The sequence below is a fragment of the Streptomyces sp. WG5 genome (genome assembly GCF_049974565.1).
Lineage (GTDB): Bacteria > Actinomycetota > Actinomycetes > Streptomycetales > Streptomycetaceae > Streptomyces.
The window spans coordinates 33,668-52,440 of the sequence record NZ_JBNGGC010000017.1 but is presented as its reverse complement, the minus strand read 5'-3'; the positions used below and the strand labels follow the sequence as shown (position 1 = coordinate 52,440).

Genomic DNA, 18,773 nt, shown 5'->3' with positions numbered 1-18,773 from the left:
ACTGCGGGACCGACCGCCGGACCCCCTTCCGGCGACCGGCCCCGGGATCAGTTCTGGTGGGACTGGTAGTGCGCCACCGCGTCCGAGGTACGGCCCGCGCCGTACACCCGCAGGAACTCCGCCAGCTCCGGGTGGGAAGGGGACAGGGCGTCCGCCGCGTCGATGATGTCCCCGGCAGCGGCCACCGAACGCAGCAGCGACTGGATCTCGCGGACCACCCGCTTGACCGTGGGCGCCCCCGAACTACTCGTGGTCGTGGTGGTGTTGCTGAGCACCGAGCCCCCCTGCGACTTCTTGATCTCGTCCATGCGCTCCGTCGCCTCGGCCGCGCTCACGCTGCCGTCCGCGACCTGCCCCGCCAGGTCCTGCAGCAGCTGCACCCGCTGGACCACCGCGGGATTGCCGATCTTCGCCCGCTGACCGCTCATCAGCTGGGACAGCATCGGCGCGGACAGCCCCAGCACCGCCGCGAGACGCGCCTGGTTGAGACCAAGATCGTCGATGAGCTTGCGGAAGAGCGCCCCCAGCGGCTCCCCGTACCAGTTCCGCTGCAGTTCCCGCGCTCTCGCGGTGGCTTCCTGCTGTGCGGCGTCCATTGCGTCTCCCCATCGCTTCCCCAAAAACCGCAGTTCGCTCCAGCGAACCACGCCGAGCATCTTACGGAGCGTGGTGTTTTCCCGGGACCCCCAATCATTTGTGAGATACGGGGGGCTACCCGGTACTCTTGTCTGCGGCACCCGACGGGACGCAATGATCCGGCCGGACGCCTCTTTCGGGGCCTTAGCTCAGTTGGTAGAGCGCTGTCTTTGCATGGCAGATGTCAGGGGTTCGACTCCCCTAGGCTCCACCGCAGGTCAGACGCCCTCCGGGACAGTTCCCGGAGGGCGTCTGCGCGTTCTGGCACGGCTCGGGGTTACGACGCCTCGCCCTGCGGACGGGCCCGGCCGACCCTCCCTGCGGCGTCGAGCAGCCGGAGCGACGCTCCAGGTCATCGGGCCGGACCCGTCGTCACCGCATGCCGTGTGGCAGCCGGCCGCCGCCCACGGGCCGACCTCCGGGGGTGACCGGAAACACCCGGCCGGACACCTCGGGCGGTGCCTGCCGAACTGATCGGCAACCGTCCTGCCGGAGAAGGGAGTTGACCCGGCCGTGCCCCTGAGCAGCGCCCCCGGACCGCTGGACCGGAGGTACCGTGCCCCCGCGGCGTACGCCGACTTCCCAGGGCCCCGCCGAGCACCCGGGCGGCGCTGTCTGCTCTTGATATCGTCACCCCACAGGGCACCAGCGCCACACCCCTGCGGGGCGGTGCCACGTGGCACATCGCCGTCGCAGCCGACCGGCCGCTGCCGACGAGGTGGAAGGGGTAGACCATGCGGGCGAAGGTACGGGCCGCTCTCGACGCGATCTATATGAAGCGTCTGGTCAAGGAACTGGAGGGACGCCAGCGCCCCCAGCACATCGGCATCATGCTCGACGGCAACCGCCGGTGGGCCAAGATGTCGGGCATCGACGACCCCCGAGAGGGCTACCGGGCCGGCGGGGCGAAGGTGCAGGACTTCCTGCGCTGGTGCGACTCCGCGCAGATCGAACACGTCACCCTGTTCATGCTCTCCGACGACAACCTCCGACGGCCCGAGGAGCAGCTGAACCCGCTCATCGACATCATCGCCGAGGTCGTCGAACAACTGGCCGCACCCGGAAACCCCTGGCCCGTCGAAGCGGTCGGCGCCCTGGACCTGCTGCCCGCCGAATCCGCGAGCCGCCTCAAGACCGCCACCGCGGCCACCCAGGGCCGCCAAGGCGGCACCAAGGTCGACGTCGCCGTGGGATACGGAGGCCGACGGGAGATCGTCGACGCCGTCCGGTCAGCCCTGACCGAGCACAGCTCCCAGGGCGGGGACATCGACGAGTTCATCGAGACCTTCACCATGGAGCACATCTCCAAGCACCTGTACTCCAAGACACGGTCCGAATCCGACCTCATCATCCGCACCTCCGGCGAGCAACGCCTCTCCGGATTCCTGCTCTGGCAGTCCGCCTACGCCGAGGTCCACTTCTGCGAGACCTACTGGCCGGACTTCCGCGAGATCGACTTCCTGCGCGCCCTGCGCTCCTACTCCCTGCGCGAACGCCGCTACGGCCGCTGAGCAGCGTTTCACGTGAAACGTCACCGCGGGGCGGAAGGCCCTGAAGCCTTCCGCCCCGCGGCAAGGTGAAACCCGTCCGGCCAGGTCAGCGGGGCTCGTCGCCCTCCGCCGCCTCCTCCTGCGCCTGCTTGGCCTGCACCTCGGGATCGAGAAGCGCACCACCGGTGCCGTCCACCGACGTCAGCCGCCCCGACTCGGCAACCTCCGTCGCCTCGGGCGGCTCCACCAGCCAGTCCGGGTTGGCCTGCTTGTCCCACCACTTCCAGGCGGCGAAGGCACCACCCGCGACGACACCCGCCACCGCCAGAACCCTGGCGATCCGCCCGGCCCTCGCCCGACGCCGGTGCCTGCGCGTCAGCCTCTGGATCTCCTCGGCCGTGACCTGACCCCGCAGCGCGGCCAACGCGGCGGCACCCCGGGCAGCGGCCTCGTCCCTGACGGGCCCGGCCGCGGCCACCGCCTGCTCGATCCTCGGCCGGGAGTAGTCCGCCGCCTGCCGGGCGGCCAGACGCGTACGGACGGCGGCCTCCTGCGCGGCCGCGTCCATCTTCGGCGGCACATGCGTGCGGGCCTGCTCCAGCCGCGGCGCGACATGCGCACCGTACTGATAACGGGCCTGACATGCGGCCTGCGACACCTTGGGCGCCAGCCGTACGCGCGCCTCCTGTGCGTAGTGAGCGGCCCTGTCCTTGGCCGTGTCGGCGTAGGGCGCCACCACTTCCGCGGCGTGCAGCACGCTGTCCTTCGCCGAACCGGTCGCGGCGCGCACGCTGTCGATGCGGGTCACGGGTTCCTCCTCCTCGGTGGCGTACGGTAATTCGACTTTCCACCCTTTTACGGATCATGCCTGCGGACGCGCTGCCGGGCATGTGAGGGCGGGCATCCGGGTCACGGACGGTGTCTTCGGGCCCTCTGGGGCACATGGTGACGAAGCTGCGAACAAGAGCTGATCAACACCAATAACGAATGAATACCGGGCAACGCGAGCCTGCCGACGACAATGCCACGGAACGGCGCGCCGCGCTCGTGACCCGGCGGTATGGGCGACACACGCGTTCGCGACCGTGCGAGGATCGGTGCGCACCACAGGACGACGGAAGGCACACCGTGGCCGAGCAGCTCTACGCCACCCTGAAGACCAGCCAAGGTGACATTGAGGTCCGGCTGCTGCCGAACCACGCTCCCAAGACGGTCAGGAACTTCGTCGAACTCGCCCAGGGCCGGCGGGAGTGGACCCACCCCGCCACCGGCGAGAAGTCAACGGCCAGGTTCTACGACGGCACGGTCTTCCACCGCGTCCTCAGCGGCTTCATGATCCAGGGCGGTGATCCGCTGGGCAACGGCACCGGCGACCCCGGCTACCAGTTCGAGGACGAGTTCCACCCCGACCTCGCCTTCGACAAGCCCTACCTGCTGGCCATGGCCAACGCCGGCCCCGCCACCAACGGCTCGCAGTTCTTCATCACCGTCTCCCCGACGACGTGGCTGAACCGCAAGCACACCATCTTCGGCGAAGTGACCGACGCGACCAGCCAGAAGGTCGTCGACACCATCGCCGCCACCCAGACCAACCCCCGCACCGAGCGGCCCGTCAACGACATCGTCATCGAATCGGTCGTCGTCGAGACCCGCGAGGACTGACCTCCCCGCCCACAGGGCAGGAACCAAACGCCCCGCCCATCCGTAAAGATGGGCGGGGCGGTGCTTTTGCGCACACCGCCCGCAGGACGACCGAGGGGACGCCATGGACCACGCCGCAGCCGGCTCACCGGACGCCCGGAAACCGCCCGGCTGCTACCGGCACCCCGACCGCGAGACCGGCATCCGCTGCACCCGCTGCGAACGCCCCATCTGCCCCGACTGCATGGTCAACGCCTCCGTCGGCTTCCACTGCCCCGACTGCGCCACCGGCCGCACCGGCACCGGACCCGCCCCCGCCGCATCCCGGCCCCGCACCCTCGCCGGCGGCACCATCGCCGCCGACCCCCACCTCCTCACCAAGATCCTCATCGGGATCAACGCGGCGGTCTTCATCGCCGTACACACCCTGTCGTCGCCGTTCCTCAGCGACATGGTGCTGATCGGAAGCTGGCCCCCCGCCCCCTTCGTGCCGACCGAAGGCGTCGCGGAGGGCGAGTGGTACCGCCTGGTGACCACGATGTTCACCCACGAGGAAATCTGGCACATCGGCTTCAACATGATCAGCCTCTGGTTCCTCGGCGGCCCCCTGGAAGCAGCCCTCGGCCGAGCCCGCTACCTCACGCTCTACCTCGTCTCCGGCCTGGCCGGCAGCGCCCTCACCTACCTGCTGACCGCTCCCACCACAGCCACCCTCGGCGCCTCCGGCGCGGTCTTCGGCCTCTTCGGCGCCACCGCGGCCCTCGTCCGCCGCCTCAACGCCGACATGCGGCCGGTGGTCATCCTGCTCGTGATCAACCTGGTCTTCACGTTCAGCCCGGGCTTCAACATCGCCTGGCAGGCCCACATCGGCGGCCTCGTCGCCGGCGCCACGATCGGCTACGCCATGCTCCACGCCCCGCGTGAGCGACGGACGCTCGTGCAGTACGGCACCTGCGCGCTCGTCCTCGTGGCCGTCGTCGGACTGACCCTGTTGAGGACTGCTCAGCTCACCTGAGCGCGCGTTGTCCACAGTCGGTGGCCGATCTTGTGCACAGCGTGCGGGAACAAGCGTGCCCCCTGTCACTGACTTGTGTTTCCGCAGGTCAGGCAGGGGGCGAACGTGTTTTCGAGTACCGGTACTTCCGTCACACCGGCGTCAACGGACGGCGGGTTATCCACAGATCTTCTTTCTTTTCCCCATGTGGATAACTCCTGTGGATAACCCAGTGGACAGCCCTGTGCAGAGCTGCTGCGGGCTTACCGCGGCGCTACTTCCACTGCGTCGAGACACCGAATCCCGCGGCGATGAAGCCGAAGCCCACCACGATGTTCCAGTTGCCCAGCGCGTCGATCGGCAGAGAACCGTCGGTGACATAGAAGAGGACGATCCAGGCGAGACCGATGACGAACAAGGCCAGCATGACGGGCGCCACCCAGCTGCGGCTGGTCAGCTTGATGCTGGTCGCCTGCTTCGACGGCGGCGGCGTGTAGTCGGCCTTCTTGCGGATACGTGACTTCGGCACGAGGGTCTCTCCTGTCGATGCGCTGCGTGGCCGCGCAGGGAACGGGGTCGGGGACTTGGAGCGCTCCCCCGGGCGTCCGTTAGCGTAGTGCTTCCGTGGCGCCGAAGGAGATAAGGGTACGTTGAGCAATTCTGCCGACTCTCCCGGGACGGGATCCAGTCCTCTCCGCAGGCGCCGTTTCCGGCCCGTGCGGGTTCTCACGGCAGCCGTCTTCGCTCTCGCGGGGCTCATTTTCTTCACCAGCTTCAATACCGCCAAGGGCACCAATATCCGCACTGACGACTCTTTGCTCAAGTTGTCCGATCTCATCCACGAGCGCAGCCGGGAGAACGGTGAGCTGGAGGAATCCAACGCGGCTCTCCGGGACGACGTCGACGCACTCGCCGAGCGCGACGACGGCAGTACGAAGGCGGAGGACGACAAACTCGCGGAGCTGGAGAAGAAGGCGGGCACGCGGAAACTGAAGGGCGAGTCGATCTCGGTCACGCTCGACGACGCCCCGCCGGACGCCACAGCCAAGCTGCCCGGCTATCCGGAACCCGAGCCCGACTACCTGGTGATCCACCAACAGGACCTGCAGGCGGTCGTGAACGCCCTGTGGCAGGGCGGTGCCGAGGGCATCAAGGTCATGGACCAGCGGCTGATCTCCACCAGTGCGGTGCGCTGTGTGGGCAACACGCTGATCCTCCAGGGCCGGGTCTACTCGCCGCCGTACAAGATCCAGGCGGTCGGTGACCCGGAGCGGCTGAAGAAGGCGCTGGCGGAGTCGCCGGCGATCCAGAACTACATGGTGTACGTCAACGTGTACGGGCTGGGCTGGAAGGTCGAGGACGAGGGGCGGGTGACGCTGCCGGGCTACTCGGGCACGGCTGACCTCCACTATGCCCAGCCTGTGGATTGACGCCGTTCCGCGGGGCCCCGCGCCGCTAGTCTGGTGCCGTACGGCGTGAGCCTTGCGCCGTGGTGCGACGGAAGGGACGGCATGTACGGCTGGATCTGGCGGCATCTGCCGGGGAACGCGTGGGTGAAGGCGCTGCTCTCACTCGTGCTGGCGGTGGCCGTGGTCTACGTCCTCTTCCAGTACGTCTTCCCGTGGGCCGAACCGCTGCTTCCCTTCAACGATGTGACGGTGGACAACCAGTGAGTGCGCGCATCCTTGTCGTCGACAACTACGACAGCTTCGTCTTCAACCTGGTGCAGTACCTCTACCAGCTGGGCGCCGAGTGCGAGGTGCTGCGCAACGACGAGGTGTCGACGGCGCACGCCCAGGACGGCTTCGACGGCGTGCTGCTGTCGCCGGGCCCGGGGACGCCGGAGCAGGCGGGTGTGTGCGTCGAGATGGTGCGGCACTGCGCGGCGACCGGGGTGCCGGTCTTCGGTGTCTGCCTGGGCATGCAGTCGATGCAGGTGGCGTACGGCGGTGTGGTCGACCGGGCGCCTGAGCTGCTGCACGGCAAGACCTCGCCGGTCGAGCACGTGGGCCGGGGCGTCTTCGCCGGGCTGCCCTCTCCGTTCACGGCGACGCGGTACCACTCGCTGGCGGCGGAGCCGGCCACGGTGCCGGCGGAGCTGGAGGTGACGGCCCGGACTCCGGACGGCATCGTGATGGGGCTGCGCCACCGGGAACTCCCGGTCGAGGGCGTGCAGTTCCATCCGGAGTCGGTGCTGACCGAGCACGGGCACCGGATGCTGGCCAACTGGCTGGTGGAGTGCGGCGACCAGGACGCGGTGGTGAGGTCGGCGGGGCTCGCCCCGGTGGTGGGCAGGGCCACGGCGTGACCGCGCTGCGTCCCGAGCGCGCATCCGGCGCGGCCGGTGACCAGGGATCCCCGTACGGGCAGCCGTACGGGGATTCCGGTGCGTTCGGGGCCGGCTGGAACGAGGACTTCCCTCCCGGCGAGGACTTCCCTCCCGGTGGGGCGTATCGGCCGGTCGACGACGAGACGGTGGCGTTGCGGATTCCGGAGCCGCCGCCGGAGCGGAGGGCCGCCACCTCACCCGAGGGCGGTCCCGCGGGCGGCGGGCGCGCGGCCCGCAGGAAGGCCGCGAAAAGGCGTCACGGGCGCCGTGGGGCCTCGCGGGTGCCGTCGGAGGCAGGGGAGCCGGACGAGGAGCCGAAAGCGCCTCTGTCGCGCGTCGAGGCGCGTCGGCAGGCCCGTGCGCGCAAGCCGGGCCCGGCCGTGATCGCGAGCCGGGCGATCGGCGAGCTCTTCATCACGTCCGGTGTGCTGATGCTGCTGTTCGTCACGTACCAGTTGTGGTGGACGAACGTGCGGGCGCAGGCGCAGGCGGACAAGGCGGCGAGCAGCCTCCAGGAGGACTGGGCGAGCGGCAAGCGGAATCCGGGGGCCTTCGAGCCGGGGCAGGGCTTCGCGCTGCTGCACATTCCCAAGCTGGACGTGGTGGTGCCGATCGCGGAGGGCATCGACGACGAGAAGGTGCTGGACCGGGGGATGGTCGGGCACTACGCCGAGGGCGCGCTGAAGACGGCGATGCCGGACGCGGAGGCGGGCAACTTCGGGCTGGCGGGGCACCGCAACACGCACGGCGAGCCGTTCCGGTACATCAACAAGCTGAGTCCGGGCGATCCGATCGTCGTGGAGACGCAGGACGAGTACTTCGTGTACAAGATGGCGTCGATCCTGCCGGTGACGTCGCCGAGCAACATCAGCGTCCTCGACCCGGTGCCGAAGCAGTCGGGGTTCAAGGAGCCGGGCCGGTACATCACGCTCACCACCTGCACGCCGGAGTTCACCAGTAAGTACCGGATGATCGTCTGGGGCAAGATGGTCGAGGAACGGCCGCGCAGCAAGGGCAAGCCGGATGCGCTCGTCAGTTAAGGGCGGATGACCAGTGGCAGCGACCACCGACACGGAGCACGAGGAGCGGGCCGGCGCGGACGGCTCACCGGGGCCCGCGGCACGCCGCCGTGGACGAGGGCCCGGGCGTGTCCTCGCCCAGGCCGTCAGCGTCCTCGGCGAGCTCCTCATCACCGCGGGCCTGGTGCTGGGCCTGTTCGTCGTCTACTCCCTGTGGTGGACGAACGTGGTCGCCGACCGCGCGGCGGACAAGCAGGCCGACAAGGTCCGTGACAACTGGGCGCAGGACCGGGTCGGCCCGGACGGCCCGGGGGCGCTGGACACGAAGGCGGGCATCGGCTTCCTGCACGTGCCGGCGATGGGCAATGGCGACATCCTGGTGGAGAAGGGCACGTCGATGAAGGTCCTCAACGACGGCGTGGCCGGCTACTACACCGATCCGGTGAAGTCGGCGCTGCCGACGTCGGGCAAGGAGGGCAACTTCTCGCTGGCGGCGCACCGGGACGGGCACGGGGCGAAGTTCCACGACATCGACAAGATCGAGAAGGGCGACCCGATCGTCTTCGAGACGAAGGACACGTGGTACGTCTACAAGACCTACGCGGTCCTTCCCGAGACGTCGAAGTACAACGTCAGGGTCCTCGACCCGGTCCCCAAGGAGTCCGGCAAGAAGAAGGCCGGCCACTACATCACGCTGACGACCTGCACGCCGCTGTACACGAGCCGGTACCGGTACGTGGTGTGGGGGGAGCTGGTGCGTACGGAGAAGGTGGACGGGGAGCGGACTCCGCCGAAGGAGCTGCGCTGACTGACCTTCTTGTGGGAGGCCGGTCGCTTAGCATGACGGAGGCCCGAAGCCGCAACTTGCTCTTGCGGCTTCGGGCCTCTTCGTTCCTCTCACTGCAGGACGGTCAACGGTGCACCGGCGCTCCATTCCTCCAGGAGCCCGCGATGTACGGCGGTGATGCCGCTCTCGGCGGCGATGTCGCGGGCGTCACGCGTGAAGGGGCACGTCGCCACGAACAGGGCCACGTCGGAGCCGTGCAGGACTTTCGCTCCGACGAACTTCTGGACCTCGGGACTGGTGATGGAGAGGTGGGGCGAGAACCTCTTGCACTGGACGACGAGGGTTCGCCCGTCGGTTGTGAGCGCGGTGATGTCGATGCCCCGGTCCCTGCTGCCGCCGCGCACGATGACGTCGGTGCAGCCGTCACGGCGGAGGAGTGCGGCGACGTGCTCCTCGAACTCACGGCCGTTCAGGGCGTCCATGGAGGCCATGACGCCGGCCAGAGGACGGTCCTCTCGCGGGCTTTCCAGCCGTTGCAGTCGAGCGTGGTGCTGCCGGAGCCGCTTCTCGATGCGCTGGACGCCTGTGCGCAGAGCGATGAGCTCTCGTTGGTGATCGCTCGACGTTTCGATCAGGGCGTTGAACATCGGCACGACGGTCTTGCCGAGGATGTGGGTGATGCGCTGGTCGATGCGGGCGTCGAGGGCGGAGGGAGTTGTCGGGAGCGGGTTGTCCACAGGCTGTGTGCGGGCCTGGTACTCCGTGTCGAGCAGATACACACGGACCTGGCGTGCGACTTCGCTGTCCCGCAGGAGCATGGCGACGTTGAGAACGGCGCGCCTGGAGTAGATGGTGAGGCTTCGGCGAGCTTGTGGAGAACTGACCAGCGAGAGTGACGTGTTGTCACTCTCGAATTTCCGCAGGTCAGCGCCTCGAAGCACGGTCATTCCGTTGGCTGTGAGCTCCTCGCGGTGGCGCTTGGCAAGTTGCCGGACGGCTTCGACGGTGACCTCGAAGTACGCGGCCACCATCGCTGTCGTCACGTGCATCCCGTCAGGTAGCAGTGACAACGCTTTCACCTTGTCGAGTACGTCCGTGCGACCGAGGACGCTGCCGCGGAGGGCCGACGATTGCAGTAGGACGGTCTCACTGATCATGGACTCACTGATCATGGTGGGTCCCCTCGGGTGAGTTGTACGGTCACCCTGCGTCAACGAGTCATGACATACGAAGACACGATCGATTCCCGGTGCCGCGCACGACAGAGCCCCGGTCCCTCCGCTGAGGGGCCGGGGCTCGGGCCGTTCCGGGTGGGCGCGGGCGTGTCAGTCGTCGCCGCGCAGCCCGCCGATGAAGCCGCCGCCGTTGTTGCCGCCGTTTCCGTTGCCGTTGCCGCCCATGGTCGTGAGGGTGATGGGCGTGGCGGCCGGGTCGTCGACCTCGGTGCCGGGCTGCGGGTCGATGGCGACCACCGTGGCGTTGTCGTCGCCCGGGGCTCCGGGAGCGACCTGGACGTTGGTGAAGCCGCTCTGCTGGAGGGTCTGCCGTGCCTGCGCGAGGTTCTGGGCGCGGACCTCCGGCACCTTGGTCTTCTCGGCGACCTTGCCGATGACGATGGTCACCTGCGAGCCCTTGTCGACCTGCTGGCCGGACTGCGGCGTGGTGGAGATGACCTTGCCGTTCTGGTTCGGGTCGGTCGTGGGCTGCTCCGTGCAGACGGCCGTGAGGTCGCCGCCGCTCTCCACCTGGGCCTTGGCCTCGTCACAGGTGCGGTTGACGACGTCGGGCACCGTGGCCTTCTCCGCGGCCTTGGCGACCTCCAGGGTCACCGTGGAGCCCTTCTCCAGCTCCTTGCCCGGGTCGGGGTTCTGGCTGAGGACGGTGCCCTCGGCCTGGGAGGACTCGGTCTGCTTGGTCTCGACGTCGAAGCCCTTGTCCTCGAGCTGCTGGGTGGCCTCGTCGATGTTCTTGTCGATGACGTTCGGCACGGCGACCTTCGGCGCGCCGGTGGAGACGACGAGGTTGACGGTGGACTTCTTGTCGACCTGGGTGCCCTGCTTGGGGTCCTGGGAGCAGATGCTGCCCTTCTTCTGGTCCTCGCAGGGCTTCTCCGTGAAGGCCAGTTCCAGGTCGGCGTTGGTCGCCTGTTGCTGGGCGTCGTCCTTGGTCAGGCCGATGAGGCTGGGCACCGACACCTTGTCGTTGCCCGGTCCTCCTCCGCCGCCGATGGCGTACTTGCCGATGAGGATGGCGCCGACGAGGACGAGGACGCCGGCCAGGACCAGGAAGATCGTGGAGGTGTGGGACTTGCGGGGCTGCTGGCGGCGCCGGTCGGGGCGGTCGTCGTAGCCGTAGCCGCCGTCGTCCGCGTTCATGGGCGGCAGCATGGTCGTGGCGCCCGCTCCGGCGTCGGAGCGCAGAGCGGTGGTCGGCTGCTCGTCGGGGTAGGCGCCGTAGCCGCCGGCGGTCATGGCGCCGAGTGCGGCGGTGGCGCCGACGGGCTGGCCGTCGAGGCAGGCCTCGATGTCGGCGCGCATCTCGTCGGCCGACTGGTAGCGGTAGTCGGGGTCCTTGACCAGGGCCTTCAGCACGATCGCGTCCATCTCGGGCGTGATCTCGGGGTCGAAGACGCTGGGCGCCTGCGGTTCCTCGCGGACGTGCTGGTAGGCGACCGCGACCGGGGAGTCGCCGACGAAGGGCGGGCGCACGGTCAGCAGCTCGTAGAGGAGGCAGCCGGTGGAGTACAGGTCGGAGCGGGCGTCGACCTGCTCGCCCTTGGCCTGCTCCGGGGAGAGGTACTGGGCGGTGCCGATGACCGCGGCGGTCTGCGTCATGGTCATGCCGGAGTCGCCCATGGCGCGGGCGATGCCGAAGTCCATGACCTTGACCTGGCCGCCCCGCGTCAGCATGACGTTCGCGGGCTTGATGTCGCGGTGGACGATGCCGGCCCGGTGGGAGTACTCCAGGGCCTGGAGGATGCCGATGGTCATCTCCAGGGTCCGCTCCGGCAGCAGTTTGCGGCCGGAGTGGAGCAGCTCGCGGAGTGTGGAGCCGTCGACGTACTCCATGACGATGTACGGGATCGACACGTTGTCGATGTAGTCCTCGCCCGTGTCGTAGACCGCCACGATCGCGGGGTGGTTGAGCGAGGCGGCCGACTGGGCCTCCCGGCGGAAGCGGGCCTGGAAGGACGGGTCGCGCGCGAGGTCCGCGCGCAGCGTCTTCACCGCTACCTGGCGTCCGAGCCGGGTGTCATGTGCGTGGTAAACCTCCGCCATGCCACCACGGCCCAGCACCGGGCCCAGCTCGTACCGGCCGCCGAGGCGACGTGGCTCTTCCATCAGAGTTCTTGCGCGGTGCCACAGCCTTCAGGCTGGGGGCGGGACGCAGCCCTGTGGTCCCCGATGCGAAGCACTGCGGACCGACGGGGACGGCCTTTACTGCCGCGCGTCCTCCTTCCTGGTGGTGTAGGCGTATCCGTCGCCTCGCTGAAGAAGGCGCAGGTTGCGGTGGTTGGTATCGACGTACCCGCCGGGAACGGAGATGCGATGGGTGCCCGAAGCGCGGACAGCAACGCGGCCGGTGTGCGTCCCCTGGTACTTGCCGCGCGGGATTTGGGCACGGACCAGATCGCCAGTGGCGAAACCACAGTGCAGTTTCTGGCGAGGCATACCCAGTCTAGGGAAACCGTACTTGTCCGTGCGCGTCCGAGCGTATGACCCTCGTCCGCACGCTGTGGTGACGAGCACCATCTCTGGATGGCGGACTACTCGCGTCGCGTCGTCGACTTCTCCAACTGCGAGCGCATCAAGGGTGTGGGATTTCGACAACCCGTGCATGGCACGGTTGTACTTCGTCCGTCCGCCGGACCAAGCGAATATCGGAACACCTAGGCTGCTGAGACGCTCCCAGAGCTGCCAGCGGATGGCATTCATGGCTGCCGCGTCCACGAGGGGCTCTTTCGCGCCGGCGAGGAGACGGGCCAACCGTGTCGTGGAGCCGGCAAGGAAATCCCCCACCGGTTGTGCGGCCTTGTCCTGGTTGCACGGGACGCAGGCGAGGGTCAGGTTGCTGATGCGGTCGGACCCGCCCCTGGCGCGTGGATGGATGTGCTCGACCTGGAGGGGAACGTCCTTTGCCCCGCAGTACGCGCAGGTGCGTCCCCACTTTTCCAGCAAGTACTGCCGGACTTCGTAGCCAGCAAGGGAACCCTGCTGATATTCCACACCTTCCAGCGATTCGCGGTCGAGGCTCATGGCGTGGACGTCGAAGGAAACCCGTTCGATGTGCAGCTCAATGACAGGGAAGAACCTCGTCAGGCGAGCGATAGTGCTTGCCGTGGTGTCGACTCGGTGCTGAAGGGACGGAGGAAGCCATCCCGACGGGCGAGATCGGTTGTGGAAACGGGGAGCGCGGTAGCGGAGATTAGTGCTGCGGCGCCTGCGCCGGTAGCTTGCCCGCTTTCGCATGGCGTTGCGGATCTGCGCGCCGCGGTGGCGAAGTTCGACCGCGCACAGACCACGGCGGCTCGTGGTGATTTCGCCCGTGGTGGTGTCGAAGTGGTCAGTATCGGCAGTTACGGCAACGCCGGTGCCTTTGGAACCCGGGTCGATCCGTACAGCGACCCCGGACACGACGGAGTTCTCCACAACGCGATCTTTCAAGCGGATCGCAAACGGCACTGACTTGATGACGACTGCACGGCCCTGAGAAAGCAGCTTGCGGGCGCGAGCCGGGTGGCACGGCATAAGTGGACGCCCCTTGCGATCAAGGACAGCAACCATCTGCGCCCCTGTCCCGACCGGAGACGTCTCGGTGTGCGAGATGCTGCTCTTACGGGCAGCGCTTACTCCCTTCCCCACCGTAAACACGGTGGGGTCGGGGTGTCGCCGTGCGCCAGGAGGTGATGTGCGCGCGGTCTCCCCTCGCCCATGTTTCATACCGGCTGCACCACGATGCTGGCTGATGCGCCTGTGGCCCGTTTCGTCCCTGCTCCCAGGGGTGTCTGCTGCCACAGGTTCCAGAGCCTGCCGCTGAGGAAGCACGGCAGGGTGGGTCTGCTCACCTGTATGAAACGTAGTCATCGAACACCTCCAACCACTGATGACTCGGGCTGGTCAACCATGGGCCGACCACCTGAAGTGGTCGGCCCCGACCTTCGCAGATCGGGGAGCGGCTGACAGCTACCTACCAGCCCTTTCAGTAATGCTGTTCGGGCATACCGTACCTGTCTGCTCCCGCAGGGCAGGGCCGCATTCGGCAGCCGATACAGGACCGGTATCGCAACGTGCGCCGATGTGAAGGGGACGTGATCGGAGTCACGTCCCGTTCATGGCGCGGTCACTTCTTGCTTTCGATGACGGCCTCCATGACGTTCTTCGCGATCGGCGCCGCGAGCCCGCCGCCGGAGATGTCGTCACGGACGGCGTTCTCGTCCTCGATCACCACGGCCACGGCGACGGGCGAGCTGCCGTCGTCGGCCTTGGCGTACGAGATGAACCAGGCGTAGGGGTTCTCGCTGTTGTCGACCCCGTGCTGTGCGGTGCCGGTCTTGCCGCCCACGGTGACGCCGTCGATCCGTGCGTTGGTTCCCGTGCCCTCCTTGACGACGGTCTCCATCATGGACTGGAGGATCTGGGCGTTGTCCGCGGAGAGCGGCTTGCTCATCTCCTCGGGGTCCGTCTTCTCGATGGTGTCGAGGCCCGGGTCCTGGAGTTCGTCGACCATGTACGGCTTCATCAGGGTGCCGTTGTTGGCGATGGCGGAGGTCACCATGGCCATCTGCAGGGGGGTGGCGGCGGTGTTGTACTGGCCGATGGCGGAGAGCGCGGTCTGCGACGCGTTCATGTCGTCGGAGAAGACCGAGGCGCTGGAGCGGACGGGGACGAACTGCTCCTCGGTGAAGCCGAACTTCTTGGCGGTCTCCAGCATCTTGTCGTTGCCGAGGTCGGCGCCGATCTTGCCGAAGACGGTGTTGCAGGACACGCGGAGTGCCTCGCGGAGGGTGGCGTCCTCGCAGGGGAGGTCGCCCTCGTTGGGCAGCTCGGTGGTGGTGCCGGGCATCGTCCAGGGCAGGGGGGAGTCGGTCTTCTCGTCCGCCGAGTCGTACTCTCCGTGTTCCAGGGCGGCCGCCGCGGTGAGCACCTTGAAGGTGGATCCGGGCGGGTAGACCTCGCGCAGGGCCCGGTTGAGCATCGGGTCGTCGGGGTTGTTCTTCTTCTGGAGCCTGTTCCAGGCCTCGCCGTCCGCGGTGCTGCCGCCGGCGATCGTCGTGGGGTCGTACGACGGGTAGGAGGCCATCGAGAGGATCTTGCCCGTGGAGGGTTCGAGCGCGACGACGGCTCCCTTGGCGCCCTGCTTCTTCAGGCCGTCGTAGGCGGCCTTCTGGGCGGCGCCGTTGAGGGTGGTGACGACGTTGCCGCCCTCGCGCTTCTTGCCGGTGATCATGTCGAGGGTGTTGCGGAAGAAGAGCCGGTCGTCGTTGCCGGTGAGGATGCCGTCGTCGATGGCCTCGAGCTGGGTGGCGCCGTAGGCCTGGGAGACGTAGCCGGTCACCGGCGCCCACATGGCGCCGTTCTTGTAGGTGCGCTTGTACTTGAAGTCGCCGTCGGTGGTGGCGTGGCCGGTGATGGCCCGGCCGTCGACGATGATGTCGCCGCGCGGGCTGGCGTACCGCTCGATGGCGACGCGGCGGTTGTGTTCGTCCTCCTTGAGCTCGTCCGCCTGGACGTACTGGAGCCAGTTGTCGCGGATGAGCAGGGTGAGGACCAGGAGGCCGCAGAAGATCGCGATGCGGCGCAGTGGCTTGTTCACGGTCGGACCACCTGGGTCATCTCGGCGTCGGGGCTGGCGGGCGCGGCGGGTGCCGGTCTGCGGGCCGTGTCGCTGATGCGCAGCAGGATGCCGATGAGGGCCCAGTTGGCGATGACGGAGGAGCCGCCGTAGGCCAGGAAGGGCATGGTCATGCCGGTGAGCGGGATGAGGCCCATGACGCCGCCGGCGACGACGAAGACCTGGAGGGCGAAGGCGCCGGAGAGGCCGATGGCGAGGAGCTTGCCGAACGGGTCGCGGGCGGCGAGGGCGGTGCGCACGCCGCGTTCCACGATCAGCGCGTAGAGCAGGATGAGGGCCATGAGGCCGGCGAGGCCGAGTTCCTCGCCGAAGGTGGCGAGGATGAAGTCGGAGTTGGAGGCGAAGCCGATGAGGTCGGAGTTGCCCTGGCCCCAGCCGCTGCCGAGGGTGCCCCCGGAGCCGAACGCCCACAGGGCCTGCATGGCCTGCTCGGAGTGGACGATGCCGTCGGCTACTCCCGCGCGGCTCAGCTCGTACTCGTGCATCGGATCGAGCCAGGCCTGCACGCGGGTCTGGATGTGGGGCTCGAAGCTCGCCACGCCGACGGCGCCGACCGCGGACATCAGCAGACCGAAGACGATCCAGCTCGTCCGTTCGGTGGCGACGTACAGCATGATCACGAACATGCCGAAGAAGAGCAGCGAGGTGCCGAGGTCGGTCTCGAAGATCAGGATCAGGATGGAGATGATCCATACGACGACGATCGGCCCGAGGTCGCGTCCACGGGGCAGGTAGAGGCCCATGAAGCGACGGCTGGCGAGGGCCAGGGCATCGCGTTTGACCATGAGGTAGCCCGCGAAGAAGACCGCGAGGACGATCTTCGCGAACTCGCCGGGCTGGAGGGTGCCGAGCCCGGGGATCTTGATCCAGATCTTGGCGCCGTAGACGTTGTGCCCGAGCCCCGGGACCAGCGGCAGGAGCAGCAGGACCAGCGCGCCGACCATGGAGATGTAGGTGTAGCGCTGCAGGACACGGTGGTCCCTGAGGAAGACGAGCACGGCGACGAACAGGGCGACGCCGAGTGCGGAGTACATGAGCTGGCGTGGCGCGGCCTCGACGAACGCCTTGCTCGCCTGCAGGCGCTCCGACTGGTCGAGGCGCCAGATGGCGACGAGTCCGAGTCCGTTGAGCAGGGTGGCCAGGGGCAGCATCAGCGGGTCCGCGTACGGGGCGAACTTGCGGACGACGAGGTGTCCGACGCCGGCCAGGAGGCCGAGGCCGAGGCCGTAGCTCAGCAGGCCGGCGGGCACCTCGTCGTTGATGGCCAGTCCTACGTTGGCGTAGGCGAAGACCGGGATGACGACGGCGAACACGAGCAGGGCCAGCTCGGTGTTGCGCCGGCTCGGGGCGCCGATGGCGCCGATCGTGGACGTGTGGTGCGTCGGCGAGTTGGTAGGACTGCTCATCGTGTGACGGGGCCTCTCACTGCTTGCCTACTGCTTACCGCACAGCGAGACGACCTTCTGCTCTTCCTCCGAGAGGGTCGGGCCGGGGCCTGGAGTGGGTGCGGTCGTGGACGGGGTCTCGGACGATTCGGGTGCCTGCGGTGATCCCGACGCGTTCGGGGACGCGTTCGGGGACGGTGAGGCCTTGGACGTGAAGGAGGCGGGAGTGGTTCCCGTGGTGCCTCCGGCCTCGCCTCCGCCCTCGCCCGGCGTCGCGTTCTTCTCGTTCGCGGTCTGCTCGGTCTGGGCGGTGCGCCGGTCGGCCTGCTTCTTGCAGGCGGAGGCCTGTACGGCGAGTTCCTCGATCTTCGCCCGGGCGTCGGCCAGGTCGCTCTCGGGGATGGTGGCCTCGACCAGTTTCTGCTGGTAGGGCGGGAGGTACTTGAGTTCGATCTCGGGATGGTCCTTCTGGACCTTCGAGAGGGAGACCCAGGCGAGGTCCTGGCTGATGCCCCGGTACAGCGCGAGGTGGTCGTCCTTGGTGCCGACGTAGTACTGGGTCTGGGTCCAGCGCCAGCCGCCGTACGTGCCGCCGCCGATGACGGCGAGGGCGAGCACGGTGTAGAGGGACCTCTTCAGCCACTTGCGGTTCTTGCGGGGTTTGACGAAGTCGTCGGGGCCGTAGTCGTCGAAGTCGTCGGCCGGGACGTAGCCGGTGGTGTCGCCGCTGCCGGGCGGGCCGAACTCGCCGCCCCCGCCGCGCTGTCCGCCCTGGCGGCCGAGGCCGGCGGCGCGGCCGGCCGGGGTCTGCATGATGCCGTTGTCGCCGAACTGGGCCTGGTTCTCGGCGACGGCGCCGACCACGATCGGGGTGTCGGAGAGCTGGCCGGCGAGGGTGTCGCCGGTGTCGAGGTCGAGGACGTCGGCGATGATGACGGTGATGTTGTCGGGGCCGCCGCCGCGCAGGGCGAGCTGGATCAGCTCCTGGACGGTCTCCTGGGGGCCCTGGTAGCTGGCGAGGGTGTCCTCCATCGTCTGGTGGGAGACGACGCCGGAGAGTCCGTCGGAGCAGATGAGGTAGCGGTCACCGGCCCGGACCTCGCGGATGGACAGGTCGGGTTCGACGTGGTCGCCGCTGCCGAGGGCGCGCATCAGCAGGGAGCGCTGCGGGTGGGTGCCCGCCTCCTCCTCGGTGATGCGGCCCTCGTCGACGAGGCGCTGCACCCAGGTGTGGTCCTGCGTGATCTGGGTGAGGACGCCGTCGCGCAGGAGGTAGGCGCGGGAGTCGCCGACGTGGACGAGGCCGAGGCGCTGGCCGGTCCACAGCAGGGCGGTGAGGGTGGTGCCCATGCCTTCGAGGGCGGGGTCCTCCTCGACCATCTGCCGCAGCTGGTCGTTGGCGCGCTGCACGGCGCTGCCGAGGGAGGTGAGGATGTCGGAGCCGGGCACATCGTCGTCGAGGGCGACGATCGTGGAGATCACTTCGGAGGAGGCGACCTCGCCCGCGGCCTGGCCGCCCATGCCGTCGGCGATGGCGAGCAGGCGGGGACCGGCGTAACCGGAGTCCTCGTTGCCCTCCCGGATCATGCCCTTGTGCGATCCGGCGGCGAAGCGCAGTGACAGACTCATGCGCACCTCGC

At 68.4% G+C, this 18,773-nt stretch carries 17 protein-coding genes and 1 tRNA gene; 9 read left to right on the top strand and 9 right to left on the bottom strand.

Annotated features, from left to right (window positions below; genetic code table 11):
- Positions 1-47: 47 nt before the first annotated feature.
- Positions 48-596 carry a helix-turn-helix domain-containing protein gene (locus tag ACP4IX_RS19525; RefSeq protein WP_426521537.1) on the bottom strand — a complete coding sequence of 183 codons (549 nt, stop codon included), beginning with the start codon at positions 594-596 and terminating at the stop codon, positions 48-50.
- Between the two features lie 178 nt (positions 597-774).
- On the opposite strand from ACP4IX_RS19525, the gene ACP4IX_RS19520 reads away from it, so the two are divergent.
- A tRNA-Ala gene (locus ACP4IX_RS19520) sits at positions 775-847 on the top strand.
- Between the two features lie 523 nt (positions 848-1,370).
- Positions 1,371-2,147 (top strand): isoprenyl transferase, encoded by a 777-nt coding sequence (locus ACP4IX_RS19515; RefSeq protein ID WP_426521538.1) that lies wholly within the window; start codon positions 1,371-1,373, stop codon positions 2,145-2,147.
- Positions 2,148-2,232: 85 nt separating this feature from the next.
- Here the strand turns inward: ACP4IX_RS19515 and ACP4IX_RS19510 are convergent, their stop codons facing one another.
- Positions 2,233-2,934: a DUF5324 family protein gene (locus tag ACP4IX_RS19510; RefSeq protein WP_426521539.1), complete on the bottom strand. Its 702-nt coding sequence runs from the start codon at positions 2,932-2,934 to the stop codon at positions 2,233-2,235.
- A gap of 320 nt (positions 2,935-3,254) precedes the next feature.
- Here ACP4IX_RS19510 and ACP4IX_RS19505 point away from each other — a divergent pair, with 320 nt between their 5' ends.
- Together ACP4IX_RS19505 and ACP4IX_RS19500 are read left to right on the top strand one after the other, a co-directional pair.
- Positions 3,255-3,788, top strand: coding sequence for a peptidylprolyl isomerase (locus tag ACP4IX_RS19505; protein ID WP_426521540.1), 534 nt, complete (start codon positions 3,255-3,257; stop codon positions 3,786-3,788).
- A gap of 103 nt (positions 3,789-3,891) precedes the next feature.
- On the top strand, positions 3,892-4,782 hold the full coding sequence (locus ACP4IX_RS19500) for a rhomboid family intramembrane serine protease (RefSeq protein WP_426521541.1): 891 nt from the start codon (positions 3,892-3,894) through the stop codon (positions 4,780-4,782).
- Positions 4,783-5,035: 253 nt separating this feature from the next.
- Here the strand turns inward: ACP4IX_RS19500 and crgA are convergent, their stop codons facing one another.
- Positions 5,036-5,290, bottom strand: coding sequence for a cell division protein CrgA (gene crgA / locus ACP4IX_RS19495; RefSeq protein WP_426521542.1), 255 nt, complete (start codon positions 5,288-5,290; stop codon positions 5,036-5,038).
- 121 nt (positions 5,291-5,411) lie between these two features.
- On the opposite strand from crgA, the gene ACP4IX_RS19490 reads away from it, so the two are divergent.
- The 5 genes from ACP4IX_RS19490 (at position 5,412) to ACP4IX_RS19470 (ending at position 8,917) form a co-directional block, all read left to right on the top strand.
- Complete coding sequence (locus tag ACP4IX_RS19490; RefSeq protein ID WP_426521543.1) at positions 5,412-6,191, top strand: DUF881 domain-containing protein; 780 nt, start codon at positions 5,412-5,414, stop codon at positions 6,189-6,191.
- An 81-nt stretch (positions 6,192-6,272) separates the two neighbouring features.
- Entirely contained in the window at positions 6,273-6,434 is a 162-nt protein-coding gene (locus tag ACP4IX_RS19485) for a hypothetical protein (protein ID WP_043382636.1), read from the top strand.
- The gene (locus tag ACP4IX_RS19480) at positions 6,431-7,069 is read left to right on the top strand and encodes an aminodeoxychorismate/anthranilate synthase component II (protein WP_426521544.1); all 639 of its coding nucleotides are present in this window, start codon (positions 6,431-6,433) and stop codon (positions 7,067-7,069) included. The genes ACP4IX_RS19485 and ACP4IX_RS19480 overlap by 4 nt, the downstream gene beginning before the upstream one ends.
- The gene (locus ACP4IX_RS19475; protein WP_426521545.1) at positions 7,066-8,130 is read left to right on the top strand and encodes a class E sortase; all 1,065 of its coding nucleotides are present in this window, start codon (positions 7,066-7,068) and stop codon (positions 8,128-8,130) included. The genes ACP4IX_RS19480 and ACP4IX_RS19475 overlap by 4 nt, the downstream gene beginning before the upstream one ends.
- A gap of 13 nt (positions 8,131-8,143) precedes the next feature.
- A complete protein-coding gene (locus ACP4IX_RS19470) occupies positions 8,144-8,917 on the top strand; it encodes a class E sortase (RefSeq protein ID WP_426521546.1) in 774 nt (257 codons plus the stop codon).
- A gap of 89 nt (positions 8,918-9,006) precedes the next feature.
- Here the strand turns inward: ACP4IX_RS19470 and ACP4IX_RS19465 are convergent, their stop codons facing one another.
- The 6 genes from ACP4IX_RS19465 to ACP4IX_RS19440 form a co-directional block, all read right to left on the bottom strand.
- On the bottom strand, positions 9,007-10,068 hold the full coding sequence (locus ACP4IX_RS19465) for a restriction endonuclease (RefSeq protein ID WP_426521547.1): 1,062 nt from the start codon (positions 10,066-10,068) through the stop codon (positions 9,007-9,009).
- Between the two features lie 153 nt (positions 10,069-10,221).
- The gene (gene pknB, locus ACP4IX_RS19460) at positions 10,222-12,237 is read right to left on the bottom strand and encodes a Stk1 family PASTA domain-containing Ser/Thr kinase (RefSeq protein ID WP_426521548.1); all 2,016 of its coding nucleotides are present in this window, start codon (positions 12,235-12,237) and stop codon (positions 10,222-10,224) included.
- 96 nt (positions 12,238-12,333) lie between these two features.
- Positions 12,334-13,680: an RNA-guided endonuclease IscB gene (iscB, locus tag ACP4IX_RS19455; RefSeq protein ID WP_426556219.1), complete on the bottom strand. Its 1,347-nt coding sequence runs from the start codon at positions 13,678-13,680 to the stop codon at positions 12,334-12,336.
- A 556-nt stretch (positions 13,681-14,236) separates the two neighbouring features.
- The gene (locus tag ACP4IX_RS19450; protein WP_426556218.1) at positions 14,237-15,709 is read right to left on the bottom strand and encodes a peptidoglycan D,D-transpeptidase FtsI family protein; all 1,473 of its coding nucleotides are present in this window, start codon (positions 15,707-15,709) and stop codon (positions 14,237-14,239) included.
- Complete coding sequence (locus ACP4IX_RS19445) at positions 15,706-17,154, bottom strand: FtsW/RodA/SpoVE family cell cycle protein (RefSeq protein WP_426556217.1); 1,449 nt, start codon at positions 17,152-17,154, stop codon at positions 15,706-15,708. Before ACP4IX_RS19445 ends, ACP4IX_RS19450 begins: the two co-directional genes overlap by 4 nt.
- Positions 17,155-17,181: 27 nt before the next feature.
- Complete coding sequence (locus ACP4IX_RS19440) at positions 17,182-18,762, bottom strand: Stp1/IreP family PP2C-type Ser/Thr phosphatase (protein ID WP_426521552.1); 1,581 nt, start codon at positions 18,760-18,762, stop codon at positions 17,182-17,184.
- Positions 18,763-18,773: the final 11 nt, after the last annotated feature.